General features: G+C 53.7%; 15 protein-coding genes and 1 pseudogene. 2 read left to right on the top strand and 14 right to left on the bottom strand.

The window, feature by feature from the left end:
- Nucleotides 1–232 precede the first annotated feature (232 nt).
- Nucleotides 233–709 (top strand): annotated as a pseudogene (locus NYE29_RS34575) (S-layer homology domain-containing protein); the annotation flags it as partial.
- A gap of 143 nt (nucleotides 710–852) precedes the next feature.
- On the opposite strand, the gene NYE29_RS12280 reads toward NYE29_RS34575, so the two are convergent.
- Nucleotides 853–1725, bottom strand: coding sequence for a hypothetical protein (locus NYE29_RS12280; RefSeq protein ID WP_340896184.1), 873 nt, complete (start codon nucleotides 1723–1725; stop codon nucleotides 853–855).
- Between NYE29_RS12280 and NYE29_RS12275 the strand changes: the two genes are divergently transcribed.
- Nucleotides 1703–3289: a hypothetical protein gene (locus NYE29_RS12275; RefSeq protein ID WP_340896183.1), complete on the top strand. Its 1587-nt coding sequence runs from the start codon at nucleotides 1703–1705 to the stop codon at nucleotides 3287–3289. The genes NYE29_RS12280 and NYE29_RS12275 overlap by 23 nt on opposite strands.
- A gap of 75 nt (nucleotides 3290–3364) precedes the next feature.
- Here NYE29_RS12275 and NYE29_RS12270 read toward each other — a convergent pair whose 3' ends face one another.
- The 13 genes from NYE29_RS12270 to NYE29_RS12210 all read right to left on the bottom strand — a co-directional run bounded on the left by NYE29_RS12270 (nucleotide 3365) and on the right by NYE29_RS12210 (nucleotide 18925).
- Nucleotides 3365–4729, bottom strand: coding sequence for an FAD-dependent oxidoreductase (locus NYE29_RS12270; protein WP_076109732.1), 1365 nt, complete (start codon nucleotides 4727–4729; stop codon nucleotides 3365–3367).
- Between the two features lie 365 nt (nucleotides 4730–5094).
- Nucleotides 5095–6729, bottom strand: a complete 1635-nt coding sequence (locus NYE29_RS12265; protein WP_340896182.1) for a formate--tetrahydrofolate ligase — start codon at nucleotides 6727–6729, stop codon at nucleotides 5095–5097.
- A 310-nt stretch (nucleotides 6730–7039) separates the two neighbouring features.
- Nucleotides 7040–7516 carry a glutathione peroxidase gene (locus NYE29_RS12260; RefSeq protein WP_038597543.1) on the bottom strand — a complete coding sequence of 159 codons (477 nt, stop codon included), beginning with the start codon at nucleotides 7514–7516 and terminating at the stop codon, nucleotides 7040–7042.
- Between the two features lie 129 nt (nucleotides 7517–7645).
- A complete protein-coding gene (locus tag NYE29_RS12255; protein ID WP_340896181.1) occupies nucleotides 7646–8668 on the bottom strand; it encodes an LLM class flavin-dependent oxidoreductase in 1023 nt (340 codons plus the stop codon).
- A 200-nt stretch (nucleotides 8669–8868) separates the two neighbouring features.
- Nucleotides 8869–9207, bottom strand: coding sequence for a DUF3243 domain-containing protein (locus tag NYE29_RS12250; RefSeq protein WP_076109691.1), 339 nt, complete (start codon nucleotides 9205–9207; stop codon nucleotides 8869–8871).
- 196 nt (nucleotides 9208–9403) lie between these two features.
- Nucleotides 9404–10348, bottom strand: a complete 945-nt coding sequence (locus NYE29_RS12245) for a M15 family metallopeptidase (RefSeq protein ID WP_340896180.1) — start codon at nucleotides 10346–10348, stop codon at nucleotides 9404–9406.
- Nucleotides 10349–10578: 230 nt separating this feature from the next.
- Entirely contained in the window at nucleotides 10579–12462 is a 1884-nt protein-coding gene (locus NYE29_RS12240) for a DEAD/DEAH box helicase (protein WP_340899691.1), read from the bottom strand.
- Between the two features lie 54 nt (nucleotides 12463–12516).
- Nucleotides 12517–12720 (bottom strand): hypothetical protein, encoded by a 204-nt coding sequence (locus NYE29_RS12235; RefSeq protein ID WP_340896179.1) that lies wholly within the window; start codon nucleotides 12718–12720, stop codon nucleotides 12517–12519.
- Nucleotides 12721–12878: 158 nt separating this feature from the next.
- On the bottom strand, nucleotides 12879–14549 hold the full coding sequence (locus tag NYE29_RS12230; protein ID WP_340896178.1) for an ABC1 kinase family protein: 1671 nt from the start codon (nucleotides 14547–14549) through the stop codon (nucleotides 12879–12881).
- Nucleotides 14550–14897 carry a phasin family protein gene (locus tag NYE29_RS12225; protein ID WP_076109694.1) on the bottom strand — a complete coding sequence of 116 codons (348 nt, stop codon included), beginning with the start codon at nucleotides 14895–14897 and terminating at the stop codon, nucleotides 14550–14552.
- A 106-nt stretch (nucleotides 14898–15003) separates the two neighbouring features.
- Nucleotides 15004–15636 carry a ThuA domain-containing protein gene (locus NYE29_RS12220; RefSeq protein WP_038597565.1) on the bottom strand — a complete coding sequence of 211 codons (633 nt, stop codon included), beginning with the start codon at nucleotides 15634–15636 and terminating at the stop codon, nucleotides 15004–15006.
- Nucleotides 15637–15971: 335 nt separating this feature from the next.
- Nucleotides 15972–16784, bottom strand: coding sequence for a uroporphyrinogen-III synthase (locus NYE29_RS12215; RefSeq protein ID WP_340896176.1), 813 nt, complete (start codon nucleotides 16782–16784; stop codon nucleotides 15972–15974).
- 89 nt (nucleotides 16785–16873) lie between these two features.
- A complete protein-coding gene (locus NYE29_RS12210) occupies nucleotides 16874–18925 on the bottom strand; it encodes a methyl-accepting chemotaxis protein (protein WP_340896175.1) in 2052 nt (683 codons plus the stop codon).
- Between the last annotated feature and the right edge of the window lie 180 nt (nucleotides 18926–19105).

Below are 19105 nucleotides of genomic sequence, written 5' to 3'. Positions count from 1 at the left end.
AACTTAATCACAAAAACATTTCTCACCATACATCCCATATCACGCTAAATATTCGGGCCGATTGTACCGATAGTGGAGTAAAAGAGGTGGTGATCGTGTTCCCGTAAACACAGGAAAAAGCACATACATATTGATAGACAACCTGAGGCGTGTCAGCCTGGCACTGCTATGTCTGATCCTAATCGGAACTGCTGCTGTCACTCAAGCTGCAAGGGCAAATAGCGCTCCATTTGTGGATACTGAGCGCAGCTATGCCCATCAAGAAATTGCACAGCTGTTCTCCAGAGGGATCGTTCAAGGCTATGGCAACGCAACGTTCAGACCCTATCAGCCGATTACTATTGCAGAGATGGGCACCATGATGTCAAGGGCATTATCCATTCCCATTCCTAGTTCGGACTATCCGCTAACAACGGAAGCGGCACCGAATTGGGCCATTCCCTCCATACGCTCGCTTTTGTCTGCAGGCATTATACAAGACCAGACAATAGCATGGAGAGGTGAATTAACACGAGAGAGCTTGGCAGTATGGTATATCCGGGCCTTTGGAGTGTATGACCAGGTCCAAAAACAAGGCGATATGCCTGCGTTTAAGGATAGTCATTCTATCTCGGAAAAAGCCCGAACAAGCGTCTGGGCAGCCCAGCAGCTCGGGCTGTTCCAAGGAGATGAATATCAGCGGTTTAACCCAAAGCAATCCGTTGACCGTCAAAGCGCAGCTATGGTAACTGCTCGTGCATGCCTTCTGCTTGAGGATGCCAAGCGTCTACAAGATCTGCTTGAGCCTGGAAGTGACTTGCCTGATTATCCTGAAGTCCCCAAAGGCGCACCTTCAGAAGATAGCGAGCTCGCTTATCCAAACGCTTCTTCTACAGATCTCGTAACACCGGTGCCAACACCGGTGCTATCCGCTTCACCGGTTCCAACAACGGTGCCATCCGCTTCACCGGTTCCAACAACGGTGCCATCGGCTTCGCCGAATCCAACACCGGTGCCATCGGCTTCGCCGAATCCAACACCGGTGCCATCGGCTTCGCCGAATCCAACACCGGTGCCATCCGCTTCACCGGCTCCAACAACGGTGCCATCGGCTTCGCCGAATCCAACAACGGTGCCATCGGCTTCGCCGAATCCAACAACGGTGCCATCCGCTTCACCGGCTCCAACAACGGTGCCATCCGCTTCACCGGCTCCAACAACGGTGCCATCGGCTTCGCCGAATCCAACAACGGTGCCATCCGCTTCACCAGTTCCACCAAAGGTTCCATCGGTTTTACCGCTGCCACCAAAGGTTCCATCGGTTTCACCGAATCCAACACCGGCGCCATCCGCTTCACCGGCTCCAACAACGGTGCCATCCGCTTCACCGAATCCAACAACGGTGCCATCAGCTTCACCGGCTCCAACAACGGTGTCATCGGCTTCACCGAATCCAACAACGGTGCCATCCGCTTCACCGGCTCCAACAACGGTGCCATCCGCTTCACAGGCTCCAACAACGGTGCCATCGGCTTCGCCAGATCCAACACCGGGTCCATCGGCCTCACCGGATCCAACAACGGTGCCATCCGCTTCACCGGCTCCAACACCGGGTCCATCGGCCTCACCGGATCCAACAACGGTGCCATCCGCTTCACCGGCTCCAACAACGGTGCCATCCGCTTCACCGGCTCCAACAACAGTGCCGCCAGTATATGAGGCAGTGGATTCTGTACAGGTAACCACCGATACAATTGACGTTTCGTTTAATGTATCTATGGAGGATTGGAAGCTGGCTTATGTGACCTTGGATGTATACGGAAGCGAAATCATGCCGGAGCATTTGCCGCCAGACCTCAAAGTGCTGGTTACTGATGATTACTCTGTACTGGCAGAGGATGGGACGGTAGCAAACTTTTATAACATCCCGAAGCCTGGAACTATAATCCATGGTCGAATCCTGCTCAGTTCCGAGGTCGCCGACTTTAGCATCATCAGCAACTTCGAGCTTGAGGTACTATCGCCTCAATACAGTTCAACAGCTTATTTCACTGTATCCTTGTTGCTGGAAGATACAGGAGCAAATGCTACAACAGTTGCTGAAATGCAAACCATGCGGAATACACTGGCAACTATTGATCCCGATTTGCGGGTAACCTGGGCCATGGACAACCGATTTGTGTTCGATGATGCACAGCGCCCTCAATTGCAACAGGTGCTTAACTACGTGGATCTATATGGAGATGAGGTAGGGATCGCATCCGGCTATCCGAATGATAATTTCAACCTGGCCCAATGGATTGTAGAGATGAACTCGTGGCTGTACATGTACAGATATAATGCGCTCAATTCCCTGCACCAGGGGGGCACCAACGGAGATAGCTCCGTATGGGAGAGTATTCCTTACAAGTATCGTCCCAAATCACTGTCCACCTATGCCATCAATCCCGAGCAGGCTGCCTGGTTAAAAGACAACTTCCGGATCGATGCGTTTATGGGCTGGGCTGCAACACAGTATAATGTAGGCCAATTGTCTGCTGAAGGATCACCGCTGATGCCATACTGGGCACATACCGCTAATCCGATGCTGCCCGCACAGGATGCTGCTACTAACAGTAACAATGTATTTATGAATGCCCTAAGCATAGATCCCATCGGCTCCCGCTATATTACAGGGGCATCCAGATGGACATTGCATCCGGCGGATCCGTTTGTAAACGATACGAAGGCAGAACCTCAGCTGCATCTGGCCTCTCAGTATCTCAACAATCCTTTTCAGAACAGAAATACGGTTAATTACCTCTCACTGGTAATTGGTACCAATTGGGTGATGAGGTCACCCAACCTATTCGCAACCTGGCAGGACTTCATCAGCAGGTTCCCGAAAGATGCCGGCGTTGAAATATTGGGTGTTCATGGACTGGCAGAGATCTACAAAACAAAAACAGCCCACAGCAATGAACATTCAGAGTTCACTCTGATGTTCCGGGGGGCTGGATACACTACGGTCAGTGGAGAGAATTCTCCGGGGGATTTAAGGTATCTGTGGACAGAAACTGCAACAGAGCGTATTATCCTTGCCAAAAGAGACGGAGACCCCCTCTGGAGCATCATTGACTTCACCGATTACTCCAGATCGCCTGTTACCAAGCTTCCATATACGTCCAATGGAGCGGCGGACGATATAAGCTACATCACAGGGAGAAACTACAAGCTGACTCCCGCGGCTCCGTTAACCTCAACAGAAATCGAACGTATCCGTGCCCGGCTGAATGTAATTGATTTCCATGAGGATATCGACTACCAATGACCAATAAACCATGCTAAAAAAAATACGCCCTGCCAACCTTTTCGAAGGATTGGACAGGGCGTATTTTCTTATCTGTTATACCGTCACTGTTTCTTTATGTGTCACACTCTTTGGCAAAGCCTGAAGGCCGGCAGTGTTCAGGAAGTTCCACGGCTTGTTGTAATGCGGCTGGAAGAAGAAATCAATGAAGGCCAGCTGATCCACCGTCATTTTGTTCTGGATGCAGACAGACACGGTATTGATCGACTGTGTCAGATCCATCTTGGACATAATCTGCGCTCCGAGAACCCGGCGGGTGGCGCGGTCAAATACTACTTTTAACTGAACCTGCTCAAAGGTCGGCATAAACTCCGGACGGTAGTTGTCGATCAGCAGCACGCTCTCGATATCCATGCCTTCGGCTTTGGCCGCGTCTTCCGTCAGTCCTGTTCCGGCGATGTTATCCTCATAAATCTTAATCCCCGATGTTCCCTGCGTACCCATGTATGGGATCGTATTCGCCACCAGGTTGCGCGCTACCAGTGTTCCCATACGTACGGCATTCGTAGCCAGCGGAATATAGGCATGTTTGCCGGTTGGGTTATAATGAATCGCACAGCTGTCGCCAGCGGCATAGACATCCGGGAGGCTGGTCTGCATATAATCATTGACGATAATCGCCCCGTTAGGCAGCATATCCACTTGCCCTTTCAGCAGTTCTGTATTCGGACGGAAACCGATGCAGAGGATAACCAGGTCGGTCTCATGCTCCCCTTTGCTTGTGATCACCTTGGTCACTTTACCGTTCTCTCCCGTAAACGAGCTGACCTTCTCACCGAGCGCCAGCTTGATGCCGTGATCCTCCAGTGTCTGCTGGATCGGTGTAGTGAATTCTTCATCCAGATATTTGCTCAGGATCCGGTCCTCACCATCGATCAGCGTAACCTGCTTGCCGTTCATTTGAAAAGCCTCCACCAGCTCGACACCGATATAACCGGCTCCGACAACGGTGATTCTGTCCACCTGCTGCGCTTTTTCGATAATGGTGTTGGAGTGATTGTAGTTCTTCGAGAGCAGGATGCCATCCAGCTCCATGCCTTCCAGCTTTGGCACAATCGGCCACGAGCCGGTAGTCATAATGAGTTTGTCGTACGTATCTTCAAATTCCTGGCCGTTTGCCAGATTACGGGCTTTTAAGGTTTTGCGGGCTGTATCCACATTGATCACTTCATGGCGCATCTTTGTATTGACACCCAGTTCAGCGAGCTTCTCAGGCGAAGAATAAAACAGGCCTTGCGGATCTTTAACCACTCCGCCGACATATAGAGCAATGCCGCACGACAGGAAGGAAATATTATCATTGCGTTCGTACACCGTAATTTCGGCATCCGGGTAAAGCTGGGCGGTATTAACAATTGCGGCGGTTCCGGCATGGGTACATCCAATGACTGCTACTTTCATGATTTCTTCCTCCTCCAAATTGGCAAGCATATTTTTGTCTCTTTGTTTGTGATATATTTCACTTTATATACTGATTATATTGTGATTAATATCACATTGCAAGCCCTTTGGTACATCTTCTCATATTGTTCACAATTGAAATGTATAAACTACGCCGTTTTTCGGCGCTCTGCGGCTTCCTTTAGCTTTTCCCCGGCGGCAAGACATTATGTCTTAAAAATGCAGGAAGCAGCAGCCAGCCTAGGATAACAGCAGCAGCGCAGCAGGATAATATCAATCCAGGAAACCCATCACGCAAAAAAACCGGAGCCCGCGCAAATTACGCAGCGGGTCCGGGGTTTCGGCCATACTAAAAGATATAGAGACTACTCCAAGCCGTGAATTACACCGTCTTCGTCGACGGAAAGCCCTTCGGCGGCCGGCTTGGCCGGGAGCCCCGGCATGGTCACAATATTACCGGTAATCACAACAGCGAAGCCTGCGCCCAGCGACAATGTAATATCACGCACACCCATCGTGAAGCCTTCCGGCGCACCCAGCAGTCTTGGCTGATCTGAGAAGGAATACGGTGTTTTGGCCATGCACACCTGAAGCTGCTGTAAGCCCAGCCGTTCGATAATGGCCAAACTGCGTTTGGCCGCAGGGGAGAACACGACTTCCGCACCACGGTAAATTTCGGTGACGATTTTATTGATTTTGGACGGAATATCCAAATTTTCTTCATACAGTGGGGCATATCTCCCTGCATCTTCACGATCCAGCAGTTTCTTCAGCTCCGCTGCCAGCTCGAGTCCACCGGCACTGCCTTCTGCCCATACCTTGGAAACGGCCGCAGGCACGCCAAGGCGGCTGCAGGCGTTCAGCACCTCTTCAATCTCCGATGGCGCATCACCTTCAAAGTGGTTGAGCGCAACAAGCACAGGTACGCCGAATTTGCCCAAATTCTCAATATGGCGTTCCATATTGGACAGCCCCGAGAGCAGTGCCGCCCGGTTGCCTGCATACAGCTCTTCTTTACGGACACCGCCGTTATATTTCAGCGATTTCACCGTCACGACCAGCACAGCCGCAGAAGGGGCAAGCCCGGCCTGACGGCATTTGATATCCATAAACTTCTCCGCGCCGAGATCAGCGCCAAACCCCGCTTCGGTTACAACCACGTCACCCAGCTTCAGCGCATAACGGGTCCCGATGACACTGCTGCAGCCATGGGCAATATTCGCAAAAGGTCCACCGTGTACAATGACCGGTGTCCCCTCCAGTGTCTGCACAAGGTTGGGCTTCACCGCTTCCTTAAGCAGCGCGGTCATCGCTTCCACCGCCCCGAGATCCTTGGCCGTTACCGGCTGCCCCAACTGGTCATATCCGACCAGCATACGGCCTAAACGCAGCTTAAGGTCAGCAAGGTTATCGCAGAGACACAGCACAGCCATAATCTCCGATGCTGTTGTAATCTGGAAGCCGCTCTCCCTAACCGTTCCATTGCCGTCGCCCAGCCCCGTCACAATGCTGCGCAGACTGCGGTCATTCATATCCATAACCCGCTTCCAGACGATGCGCTGCGGATCGAGGCCCAGCACATTCCCTTGGAAGATATGATTGTCGATCATCGCAGACAGCAGATTATGCGCTGAAGTGACTGCATGAATATCTCCTGTAAAGTGCAGATTAATCTCAGCAGCCGGAACGATCTGTGCCTTGCCTCCGCCGGTTGCCCCGCCTTTCATGCCAAGGCATGGCCCCAGCGAAGGCTCACGCAGTGCCGCTACTGTCTTCACCCCCGCTGCATTCAGCGCCTGGGATAGTCCAATGGTTGTTAAAGTCTTGCCTTCACCTGCCGGTGTAGGATTAACCGCAGTAACCAGAACCAGCTTGCCATCGGGCTTGTGCCTCAGCTCATCCCATAGCGTTGGCGCCAGCTTGCTTTTATATTTGCCGTACAGCTCCAGATGCTCTTCACTAATCCCTGCTGCCGATGCTACGTCTGTTATTAACCTCATGCCCTTATAAAACCCTCCTGCCGTTATTATCCTGCTTCGTACTGCGCATTATGCGCTTAATGTGTTTTATGTATGGTCAACGATGATGTTGCTCTCTTCAAAGGATACAGCGTCTCTGAAAAGCGTCAAGGATTATTTTCATAGTATATTTCATAGCGCAAGCCGTGGCAAAGGATTCAGTGCCTGCTTTCACCAGAGATCAGCTGAGGTTAATCAAATAAAAGCCCTCCCAAAATGCGGTTTGCACCGGGTTTCGGGAGGACACTGAATTTGCACTAAGGCGAACTTGGTCCGGGTTTGCAAATGCTGTTTACAGCAAAGATTCTATGAGTCCCTTCATCGTTTCAGGGGATTCCTTCGGCTCCACGCGGGCCACAACCTTACCGCTGCGGTCAACCAGGAACTTGGTGAAGTTCCACTGGATGTCACTGCTCTCGGCTGTACCTGGCTGCTGGCCCTTCAGATATTGAAAGAGCAGGCTTGCATCCGGTCCATTGACATCCACTTTGGCGAAGACCGGAAATTTGACGCCATAATTAATCTGGCAGAACTCCTCCGCTTCTTCACTCGTTCCCGGCTCCTGGCCGGCAAATTGGTTGCAGGGAAAACCCAGCACGACAAGACCTTGGCCGCCATATTGCTCATAAAGATTCTGTAGATCTCCGTATTGCGGGGTAAGTCCGCATTTGCTGGCCGTGTTGGCGATCAGCAGCACTTTGCCTTCATAATCCTTAAGCGGCACTTCTTTACCGGAAGGCGTTACTCCGGCAAAACTGTAAATAGACATCCTGCATCCCTTCCTTTCGGGTGTATGTTAATAAATGACCGGCATTGCAGCGAAATGCCCAGACTGGGACTTTGCATTTCATTTCCCATCTTACCTCATCGGAAACGGAAAACAAAACTCAGCAGATTATTATCCAGCGTCTGAGCCCCGCGGGGACAACCCGCAAGCCTCAGCGATAAGCCGGAGGGATTTCAGCCGGTCCTCAAAGCTATGCATAAAACTTGCAAACATAATCTCTTCACATTGATATTGTTCGGCAAGAGCCTGGAACTGGCGCCGGATATCCTCCGGTGCCCCCACAACCATCCGCCTGCGGTTCTCCTCAATACGAAACCGGTCATACGGAGCATAATTATAGCGCAGCGCGGCTTCGACGGAAGGCGTGCCTGTGGAAACATGTCCTTTCTCCAGCAGTACAAGCGAAAGATCCATGCTGGTTGCCAGCCGGTCTGCCTCTTCAGCGGATTCTGCACACACAGCAAATACAGAAACCAGCGCCCGCGGCTTCGCGGCAGCGGGAGACGGCCTGAAGCTCTGCCGGTAGGCACTTACCGCTTCTGAGCCTCCGTTGCCGTTAATAAATTGGGCGAAGGCGAAGCCGGTCCCAAGCTTCGAGGAGAGTTCGGCACTGTCTCTGCTTGAGCCGAGCAGCCAGATCTCCGGCGCTGTACGGACGGCCGGAGTGGCCTGCAGTCCGGCAAAACGGTGCCCGGAATTCACTGTGCCGTGCAAATAGGCTATGAGATCCTTAACCTGCTCCTCATAACGGCTTATGTCGTCCATCCGGTTCTCTTGCAGGGCGCGCACAGCCAAAGCCGCACCTCCCGCTGCCTTGCCCAGCCCAAGGTCAATTCGTCCGGGATACAGCCCTTCCAGCACGCGGAAATTCTCAGCTACCTTAAAGGCGCTGTAATGCGGGAGCAGAACGGCACCGGAGCCAATCCTAATGGAAGAGGTCACAGCAGCCAGATGGGCCATGAGCACTTCCGGGCTGGACCCGGCCAGTCCGGGAGCCGCATGATGCTCCGATACCCAGAAACGGTGATAACCCAGCCTCTCCGCCTCCCGGGCGAGCATGGACGTTTGGGCCAAGGCCTCGGCGGGGGAGCTGCCCTCGGAGACCGGAGACTGATCCAATATGCTTAATTTCATGTTCCAAGCCACTCCAATGATAAGATTTGAGATATCCGGATACTTCCTCCATTATATCCTGAACGTCCCCTATGTACCTATTCCCCAGCAGCAAAAGCCCTTCTCCTGCGAACCGGAGAAGGACTATACCTCGCTATATACCAGCGCATGCACCGGTAGAGCTGCATACCCGCTAAACCAGCCTGTGAGCAAGCTTTGAATTACTCCTGAACCAGCTTGACCAGCATGTGCGCCAGACGATGCCGCTCTTCCTTGCTGCCAACCTTCCACAGCTCCAGCAGCAATTTCTCCTCGCTGTTGCGGGGTTCTTCGTAAGCCGCCAGATAATCAGCGATTTTCTCGGCTGCTAGGGCCAGCTGCTCATCGCTGAGCCCGATTTTTCGGGCAAGATGAATCCGCTTACTTAAATAGCTCTTAAACTCCTGAAAATTGTTCAGAATAACCTCTTTCTGCTCAGGTTCAATCCGGTCCAGGGCGTCATTGACACGGTTCATGGTTACACTTCCATCCTTGCTTACCACATGGTTATGTTCGGACACGTGATGCGCCTCCTTATGAAAACTAATTAGTTTCCCACTACTTAACCATCGGCCACATAGCTGAACCATGCATAGCGGGATGCAGACGTTACGCATTGGCCAATCAAAAAAGCGGCCCCATTCTTCCGGGACCGCTGATGGAGCTGTTGCTAAACGTATAGTGAGCCTGCTTTTTAATACAATGGCTTGCAGCCGGTTAATTCGATACGGGAACAGCATCAAAGTACTCTTCCAGCGTAATACCTTTCTCTGCAATGGAGGCGGCGATCTCCTTGCCTACATAGCGGACATGCCAAGGCTCGTACTTATAACCGGTAATCGACTGCTTACCTTCCGGATAACGGATAATGAAGCCGTACTCCGCAGCATGGCTAGCGAGCCAATCAGCTTCAGGCGTACCCGCAAAGCAGCTCTCGGCGGCGCATTTGCCGTCACTGCCGGAAATGTCAATCGCCAGGCCCGTCTGATGCTCACTATGGCCGGGAACTGCGCTGTAGGTGCGGGCTTTCTCTTCCCCGTCTCTGTCTACATAGTTGTTAAATAGCCTGGTCTGGGTTTTCTCGGAACGGTAGGCCGAAACACCGGCCAGCTGTATGCCGTCCTTCTTCGCCCCTGCGAACATTTCCTCAAGCGCACCAGCTGCAGTGCGGCGCATCATCCGCTTCTCAATCTTCTCCGAGAAGAGGAACCGCACATTCGGATATACCAGATCCGAAGGCTTATACTTATCCGGTAGTTTGTACTGCTTGTTGACCATGACTGACATGCTTTCGGGCTCTGCGGCAGTCAGTTCGGCTACATTATTGCCTGAGTCCGGCGTGCCCGGCTTATTTGTAACAACAGAAGTTGGATTGGTAGCCGTATCCTCACTATCGTTCTCTTCCGGATCAGCCGTAGCAGCCGGAGACCCTTCGGCTCCCGTGTTGTTTCCAGAAGTCCCCTGGTCCTGCTCGTCCGGGTTTACACTGACCACTGGCGAAGGTTCTGCACTTGCATCCGGCTGGCCCTGAAGGGCACTGCCGTCGCTTACTACTGTTCCTTCTTCCTCTGAAGCGGATGGAGCCGACGTATATTTCCCGATTCCCCAACCGATCGCAATCACGACAACGAACAAAATAACTATTTTGGCGGTCTTGGACATATGATGTATGTTTCCTCCTATACTTGTTGGCATCCTGCTTCGGATCCGTCTGTACGAAACCAACAGTTGCCTCATTCTCTGCACTCCTGCAGCTGGTACTCTATTTATCTATTAGACAGGCTAAAGGGCAAAAAAGTTTCAGTCGTATAAAACAAATGTTACCACAGGTCGTTGGCGGTTACGCCAACTGCCCTATGGTAACAAGTTTCATCTATAGCTGTCGAGCGCCTTTATCTGGATGAGCCGCGTCCGCCGCGCGAACCGCCGCCGGAGCTCTTGCCACGCCCGCCGCGCGATGCACCGCCACCGCCGCCGCTGTTCCGTCCGCCGGAGCTGTACCCGCCTTTGCCGCCTTTGGAGCCGCCGCGCGAACCTTTGGGAGCTGCCGCATTGTAGCCGCCTGCTTCACTGCTGCGGGCTACATTGGCTCTGTGTTTAGGGCTGGCTTGCGCACCGCCCGGATTATAGCCGCTTCCGGAGCCTGCGCCTTTGGAAGCGCCATAGCTGAAGCCGCCAGCTTCCATTCCTCTGGTGACGTTGGAGCTGTAGCCGCTGCTCGGGCCGCCTTTAGATGGGGCGGCCGTTCTGCTGCCGCCACGTCCGCCGGCGGCATTGCCGCCTGCCCCGTAAGCTGCAGCCGGGCTGGCGCTTCTAGGGTCAAAGGCACCGTAGCCGCCGCCCGGTCTTGGCTTCCCCGCGCTCTTGCCGGCGGAATCGCCGCCTCTGGGCGCTGCCGCCTCATAGGCGCTGCGCTTGCCCCCAGCCGCTGCACTGCGGCTGGTCTTCTCGGCAGGCGCGCCCCAGCCGCCTGCTTCCTTGTTGCCGCCACGGCCGCGGCCGCCCGGCCGTGCTCCGGCTTCGGCGCGTGGTGCTCCGCCGCTGCGCCCTTGCCCGCGCCCGCCGCGGCCGGCACGCGCCGCTTCAGGCGCTGCGTTCTGGCGTCCGCCGCGCGGGGAGCCGCCGCCTTGCACGGAGGTGAATTCGCCTACGCCGAATTCATCCTTCTCGTAGCGGCGGCGGTCCAGCCGCTGGGAAATGCCGTGCTCGATCAGCTCAAGCCCGGCGCGTTCGCGCGGCGAGGAGAAAGTGATCGCGAGGCCTTTGCCTCCGGCGCGCCCGGTCCGGCCGATCCGGTGAATGTAGCTGTCCGCATCCAGCGGCAGGTCATAGTTGAAGACATGGGTAATCCCTTCAACGTCCAGACCTCGCGCGGCAACATCCGTAGCTACCAGCAGCTGCAGCTTCGCATCGCGGAACCGCTTCATCACTGCTTCGCGTTTGCCCTGGGACAAATCGCCGTGCAGCTCGTCGCAGTCATAACCTGCTGCCTGCAGCGCTTCGTTCAGCTTCGATACCCGCCGTTTGGTCCGGCAGAAGATAATCGCCAAATACGGGCGATCGCGTTCGATCAGCGCCTGCAGCGCTTCTTCTTTGTTGCGGTCGGAGCACTCTACGACCTGCTGGCGGATATTGTCCAGCGGAATCGGCGAGCCGCTCTTGATCACGATGTCCAGCGGTTCCTTCATGTAGTTGGCGGCGAGACGTTTAATGGGATCCGGCATTGTGGCGGAGAAGAGCATCGTCTGACGGCGGTAAGGAACAGCCGTAATAATCGTCTCCACATCCTCCAGGAAGCCCATATGCAGCATCTGATCCGCTTCATCCAGGACGAGCATCTTCACGCCCCCAAGATCCAGCGTTTCCCGCCGCAGGTGGTCAAGCAGTCTGCCCGGGGTTCCGATAATGAGATGTCTTCCGCCCTCCAGCTTGCGAAGCTGCTTCTCTACATCCTGGCCTCCGTAGACAGCCAGAATCTTCACACCCGTATGCCGTGCCAGCTTGCGTGCCTCTTCCGTAATTTGCAGGGCCAGCTCACGCGTCGGCGCGAGGACCAGCGCCTGCGGATAAGCCGCCTCCACCCGGATTTTGTCCATAATCGGCAGCAGGAAAGCGAGCGTCTTCCCCGTTCCCGTCTTCGCTCTGGCGATAACATCCAGACCCTGCACCACCGGCGGAATGGCTTCCTCCTGCACCGGCGTTGGTTTTACAATGCCTTGTCCTTTGAGCAGATCATTCAATAATTCAGAAACTCCTAATTCCTTAAAACCCGGCAATTTCTCCACCTCACTAATTCTCTAATTTGCTTTACTGTGCAGCATAACTTATAGTCATCCATTTTCGGGAGTAATGTACGCATCCATACGGCCTCCGCCGGAGTGGCGGCACAAGCTTATTTCAGGCGAAAACGGCATATCTTCAAACAAAAGCGGAAGAACCCCGTCACCGGAGTCCTTCCGTCCCACTTGCCGATTCTGGCCCTGCAGACGTGCGGTCCAAGTCGGTTTCAGGGGCAGCAGCGATCCACCGGACATTCAGACGGCACTCCATTTGCGTTCCATTACATACTATACGATAGCCTGTCCTGCCTTAAGGGGCAGAACAGTGACCTTAGAAAGTTATCTTTATATTGTACTTGATCCTGGGGCGTTTGTGTGCAACTGGCGAAGAATAATTATTCTTCCCTGTAAGGCTAGAAGCGGCCCGATTTAAAAATCGAGAAGAGCAGCCACAGAATCATCAGCAGCGCAATCACTGAGCCAATCTCCACCGTTGGAAAATCCCACAGCAGCGAAGGCTCGCCACGCAGCGATGAACCAATAATCAGTCCGGCCATAATAATGCTGAAGGCCAGCAGTACAATGCTGAAGGAGAGGCGATTGCCGACACGGCTGAACTTATGCTCTAAATTTTTCAGTTCGGGCAGCCCGACCTCTACCTTAAGCTTGCCTCTGCTGATTAGCGCCGACAGCTGCCGGGCCTGAGAGGGAAGCTCGACCAGACTTTCCGCCAGATCGGCGACTCCCCCGATAAGCTTGCGCCGCATGCGGCTGCCGCTGAAGCGCTGCTTCACCAGCTGCCTGCCGAAAGGCTCGGCCATCTGCACGATGCTAAAGGATGGGTCAAGGTTGGCAACAACCCCCTCCAGCGTCAGCATCGTTTTGCCCAGCATCGCCAGATCCGGCGGAATGACCAGCCGGTGCTTGCGGGCGATACCGAACAGATCGTTCAGCGCCTTGCCGATGCTGATCTGATGGAACGGGATATCATAATAGGACTCCCGAAGCCGGTCCATATCATCATGAAGTGCAGCACGGTCAGCTTCTTCGGGAATTACTCCCAACCGCAGAATCGCCCGTACCATAGAATCGGTATTTCTGCGCATCAGCGCGATGACGAGCGCGGACAGACTGTCCTTCATCTCCTCACTGAGCCGCCCGACCATGCCAAAATCAATCAGCGCCAGCTTGTTGTTGTCCAGCAGCATCACATTGCCCGGATGGGGATCGGCATGAAAGAAGCCGTGGATAAAGATCTGATCCAGCATCATCTCCACAAGCTGCTGGGCTACAGTTTTTAGCTTGACGCCCCGCTCCAGAAGCTCATCCCGGTGGTTGAGTGTAATGCCCTCCACATATTCCATCGTCAGCACACGCGCCGAGCTGTAGTCCCAATAGATTGCCGGAATATATACTTTATCATGTGCTGTCTGCTGGCTGGCAATACGCTCGGCGTTGCGGCCTTCCTGGCCGTAGTCCAGTTCAGCCAGCAGCGCCCGGGAGAACTCCTCCACCATCCGGATCAGCCCGTATTGCTTCGCCCAGTCCAATCTTCTTTCGGCAAGCGCGCTTAGGTCCTGAAGAATTTCCAAATCACGGGTCATGGTCCGCATGACACCGGGACGCTGTATCTTAACCGCAACCTGCTTGCCTCCATGCAGTACAGCACGGTGCACTTGGCCGATCGAAGCCGCAGCAAGCGGTGTATTCTCGAAATATTCGAAGGTTTCATCCAGATGCTGGTCAAGCTCCTGCTCGACAATATTGCGTGCAGTTTCCGCTGAGAATGGCGGCACACTGTCCTGCAGCTTCACCAGTTCCTGAATGATTGAATCAGGCAGCAGATCGGAACGGGTACTGGCCAGCTGGCCCAATTTGACAAAGGTTGGCCCTAAATCCTCCAGCACCTGGCGAATCCGTTCTCCGAGTGTAAGGCTTGCGTGAGTCTCCTGTGTCAACATCCGGCGCGGAAGGGAAAGAATATGGTAGAGACCCAGTTCCTCCACCATATAACCGAAGCCATGGCGCATAAGCGCCATGGCAATGGTCCGGTACCGTCCGGCATGTCTGATGCGTACAACCATTTATTCCGTACGCGTTTCCGGCAGAGCTTCCTTCTGGGCAGAGGCACCCTCCAGCTCAGCCACACGGCGCTCCAAAACGGCAATTCGAGTTTCCAGTGTGGCGATATCGCTTTGCACGGGAACTTTAAGATCCTTCAGCACACGCTGAACCTGCTCCTGTACGGCATTCTTGAAGACTCCGCGTTCCTCATCGCCCCGCTCCACGAGCCGGTCGACAAGCGCTTTGGATTCCGAGGGCGCAAGCTCTCCCCGTTTTACCAGCTCCTCAACTACCTTTTCCACCTTTTCCTTGCTCACAATGGTGAGGCCCACTCCTAAAGAGATTGCTTTTTTGAACAAATCACTCATAGTACTTTCCCCCCAAAGATTCCAGTTATGGATAAAGTATACCCCTTGTCGGAGCATTTCACAAAGGAAGCAGCCGCAAGGGGTATCATTTTATTGCAATTTCAAATTATCTGGGAATACGTGCCGCCCAGGTTGCCGCCCGCAGAATCAATTCACGGACCGCCGGATGCCGGAACGAAGGCTCATGATGTCCGGGCATAATATAGACAACCCGTCCCAGTCCATAGCTGTGGCACCAGGCTGCCGGCAATCTTTCGCCCTCATATTCATACTCCAGCAGAATGGTCTTCTCGGTAAAAGGATCGAATTCAAACCGGTATGGCTCTTCATCGAGCTGGAAGTCTTCCATTCCCTCTGTAATATCATGCTCCATTACTTTGAAGTTCAGCGGAGCATAGGGCGGATGTCCGGTGAATCTGCCGCCGATCAGATGGGCCAGTTCATAGCGCTTGGCCAGGGAAACCCCCGTATGCAGCACGATCAGGCCTCCCCCTCCGCTCACATAGCTGAGCAGACCCGCTGTCTGCTGGGGGGAAACCGTTTCGTTCCATAGTTCATTATAGGCGATGCATAAATCGTAACCGGCCAGATGCTCGCTGAGCAGCAGCTTTTTATTCTCCGAGCACTGAACGATCAGCAGATCATTCAGAATCTCGCTGATTTGTTTGTCTACACCCTGCAGCGGATGGAACCGGGGATGCGTGTAATCGCCCAGCAGCAAACATTTTCTCTTGTCCATAGGTATCCTCCTCCTTGTCTCTATCTTGGATTGTGGCACGTTGCTATTATTCTAAGTAAAAGTGCAGCGGATGTCCATTACCGGCAGGTTAAATGTCTGTTACCGGAGCCTTGCTTCAGGCTGGTTCAGGACCGTGGTTGCTACGCAATTTCTCACAAGTGGAAACAGCTCCTCAAAAGGACGGTATCCGTTTCAGCGAGAAATAGAAGGATAATTTATAGCGCGAAGCCTATAAATTCTTATCTTTTAAAAAAACAAATCCCGCCCACGAACGGAGCAGGATAACCGTCTTGCAGATCCCCCGCAGAAAATCGCAGCGGAACCCGGCTGAAAAATCAGCGGTTTGCCGCGACATAACGGCCAAGCTCAACGAACATGCTGCCCATTCGTTCATGCTCCGGCATCACAATCCGCTTGACGCCTTCCTCTTTCAGGGACTCAGAGGTAATCTTGCCCACGGAAACCGCCAGCACTTTAGTTTCAAAGGCTTGCACCAGTTCCCCAAGCTTGCCTTGTTCCCGGGCGTACCCTGCCAGAAAGCGGAATTGCGGTCCGCTCGTAAACGCTACGGCATCCACCAATCCTTCTGTGATTTCCGCCAGCAGCCTGGCAAGCGATCCCGGCTCGGGCGGGGTGTGAAGGTATGGCTGCACTGCGCGGACAACGGCTCCGGCTTCCGTAAGCCAGGCAATGAGACGGGGGGAGCGATCGCCATGCAGCTGCAGCACGACCTCCTTGCCCCGTAAGTCCCAATCCGCAAGCCCGCGGATCAGTCCTGTAGTGCTGCCATCGTCATCGCGCACCTCCGGCACCAGTCCCCGCTTCTTCAGGGCATTCACCGTTTTATAGCCCCGGGCAGCAATCGGAGAGGACGAGAGAACCTCCTGAAACCGCTCGGCAAGCCCTATTTCCCCGGCCATTTCGAACAGTGCATCAAGGCCCATGCCTGTAGTCAGAATGGCCAGATCCGGCGGATGCTGGGTCCAGGCTACGAGCGCTTCGCGTAATGCCTCGCCGTCGAGAAATACCGTGCCCTGGGCAGGCCGATGCAGCGCCGTCCCCCCCATATTCTGTACCAGTTTGGCCATTTCCTCCGATTTTCGCGGACCGGCAAGGGCTACGGTAATCCCCTTTAACTGCTCTGCCATAAATATTCCCCCTAGTTAGCCCTGCATTATTGCTTATCAGTATACTTGCAAAGCCCGGGAAAAGAAAAGTAGCTTAATCAAATCCGTAATCAGGAATTTCCCGCTCCCTTCTGAAGATCCGCTTCCTGCGGAACAGGAGTTTCAAAGGAAACCTGCTGCCCCGGGTGAAGCTTGAAGCGGCCTGCCAGCTTCTGCAGCTCTCCGGCAAGCTGGCTTAAGCCAGCCGTGGAAGAGGCTATTTCTTCAACGGAAGCAAGCTGCTCCTGTGCAGCAGCTGAAATCGTCTCCGTATTGCCTGCAGCCTCCTGGGAAATGCCCTGCAGCTCCCCGATTGCCTTTTCCATACTGGCTGCTTCTGCCGACAGCGTGTGTACGGCTCCGTCCATCGCTTCAATTTTCTCTGCCGCACCTTTGACCGCCCTGCGGATCCGCGATAATGAGCGGCCTGTAGTATCTACTGCCAGGATGCCTGCCGACACCTTCTCTTTGGCATCCTCCATCGTCACTGTTGCCTGCTGCATTTCCCCGTTGATGGAGGAAATCTGCTCCGAGATCATCCGCGCCGATTTCTCTGATTCCTCGGCCAGCTTGCGGACCTCCGAGGCGACAACGGCAAAGCCGCGCCCCTGCTCGCCCGCTCTGGCTGCTTCAATGGAAGCATTCAGGGCCAGCAGATTGGTCTGCCTCGCAATACCTGTGATCACACCGACAATGCCCTGAATTTGTCCGGTGCGCTCATTCAGCTTGTCAATCATGTTGCCAAGCTCCTCCACCGTCTCATGAATTCCGTTAATCTTGTCAACCACACTGATGACCGAATCATTTCCCTCGGCTGCAGACAGCGAGGTCTTGTCCATCATGGCTGACACCTGCTCCATGAACCCGGAAATATGCTGAACTTCATGGGTGGTCGCCGCGGCGCTCTCCAGCCCTTTTTGCACACTGCCTACCTGCCGTTCTGTGCCTGCCGCGACTTCCTGGATCGCTTCCGTCACATGCCTGATCGCCGTAGTCGACTGCTCAGCCCCGCTTGTCAGCTCTTTGGCCGAAGCAGACAGATTACCCGTCATCTGCTGAACACCGAGAATCATGCCGCGCAGATCAGCCACCATCGTGCGGAAATTGTCGGCCAATAGGCCGATTTCGTCCCTGCGGAATACCCCGATATCTTCAGACAGGTCGCCTTTCGCTATAGCCGCTGTAGCTTTGCGCAGACGGATCAGCGGCCGCACGATGGAGGACACATTGAAATAGATCAATACGAGCGCGAGCAATACAGAAACAGCAATCACTAGAACCACTTTATCACGGATATCGGCTGTAGCATCAGCAACCTCTTGCTTGCTGATGGTGCCCCCGATTCTCCAGCCGGTAAGCTCATTGACCATGAAGGTCAGCTTTCTGGCAGTATCCTTATAGACATAATCAAAGGAATCTGCTTCTCCCTCGAACATCTGCTTCACAAAATTCAGCGAAGATTCCTCAGCTATCGTCTCAGTGGGATGAACCAGAAACTTCTTGCTGCTGTCCAGAATCATTATGTATCCTTCCTTGCCCAGCTTAATGTTCGTAAGATCAGCCAGGGCGGACAAGTTCAGGTCGAGCCCTATGACTCCGCTGCCATCCGCAAGCACTCCCGAAATGGCGATGGCCGTTTCATTATTTACCGTTTTAAAAGCCGGGGAGATTACCGTCCCCTTCCCCTGCTTCAGCGCATTCACATAAAAGTTCTCCTTGCGCGGATCATAGCCGTCCTGCTGCTGGTCATCGGAAGCATGAACAGACTTTGCCCCGCTGGTTCCGACGTAAATATCCAGAATATCGGGATGCAGCGCGGCATATTCCTGCAATCTGGCTTTTACATCAGCCGCACTTTCCCTTCCAGCCTCCCCATTCACTGACCCGGAGGAAATTTGCCCGGCAAAATAGCTAACCGCGTCGATTTTAGACTGAATGTTCGCATTAATGATCTCGTTGGCCGCCATCACACTTTCAGCGGCGTTATTCATCAGCTGGTCCTCCACCTTATGACTGGCCGATTGATAGGTCTGCCAGCCGATGATAAGGCTGGGAGCGAGAAGTACAAGCAGATATGTAAGAATAAGCTTCATGCGGATGGTTAAGCGGGTGCTTTTATTCATGGGTGAAATCCATCTCTCCTTCTTATTAGGTCTTAAGTATGATTATTTATGGCATATATAGATTGAACTTATAATTCTTCTATTTTGGGATTGGCCGTGACTACAGAGAATGTTTGGACTTCCGGCCGCTGTTGTCTGCAGATTTCTTGATTTTATTCCGCTCTTCGCGGTTGAAATCCA

This window comes from Paenibacillus sp. FSL M7-1046 (genome assembly GCF_038007405.1).
GTDB lineage: Bacteria > Bacillota > Bacilli > Paenibacillales > Paenibacillaceae > Paenibacillus_AQ.
This window is presented reverse-complemented; position numbering and strand designations above follow the sequence as displayed.

What these genes read in the sequence shown, in the direction of transcription:
- NYE29_RS12270 (WP_076109732.1), bottom strand. Translation starts at nt 4,729, where the DNA reads ATGAAAGTAGCAGTCATTGGATGTACCCATGCCGGAACCGCCGCAATT.
- NYE29_RS12245 (WP_340896180.1), bottom strand. Translation starts at nt 10,348, where the DNA reads ATGTCCAAGACCGCCAAAATAGTTATTTTGTTCGTTGTCGTGATTGCG.
- NYE29_RS12210 (WP_340896175.1), bottom strand. Translation starts at nt 18,925, where the DNA reads ATGAATAAAAGCACCCGCTTAACCATCCGCATGAAGCTTATTCTTACA.
- NYE29_RS12265 (WP_340896182.1), bottom strand. Translation starts at nt 6,729, where the DNA reads ATGAGGTTAATAACAGACGTAGCATCGGCAGCAGGGATTAGTGAAGAG.
- NYE29_RS12260 (WP_038597543.1), bottom strand. Translation starts at nt 7,516, where the DNA reads ATGTCTATTTACAGTTTTGCCGGAGTAACGCCTTCCGGTAAAGAAGTG.
- NYE29_RS12215 (WP_340896176.1), bottom strand. Translation starts at nt 16,784, where the DNA reads ATGGCAGAGCAGTTAAAGGGGATTACCGTAGCCCTTGCCGGTCCGCGA.
- NYE29_RS12230 (WP_340896178.1), bottom strand. Translation starts at nt 14,549, where the DNA reads ATGGTTGTACGCATCAGACATGCCGGACGGTACCGGACCATTGCCATG.
- NYE29_RS12235 (WP_340896179.1), bottom strand. Translation starts at nt 12,720, where the DNA reads ATGTCCGGTGGATCGCTGCTGCCCCTGAAACCGACTTGGACCGCACGT.
- NYE29_RS12220 (WP_038597565.1), bottom strand. Translation starts at nt 15,636, where the DNA reads ATGGACAAGAGAAAATGTTTGCTGCTGGGCGATTACACGCATCCCCGG.
- NYE29_RS12255 (WP_340896181.1), bottom strand. Translation starts at nt 8,668, where the DNA reads ATGAAATTAAGCATATTGGATCAGTCTCCGGTCTCCGAGGGCAGCTCC.
- NYE29_RS12225 (WP_076109694.1), bottom strand. Translation starts at nt 14,897, where the DNA reads ATGAGTGATTTGTTCAAAAAAGCAATCTCTTTAGGAGTGGGCCTCACC.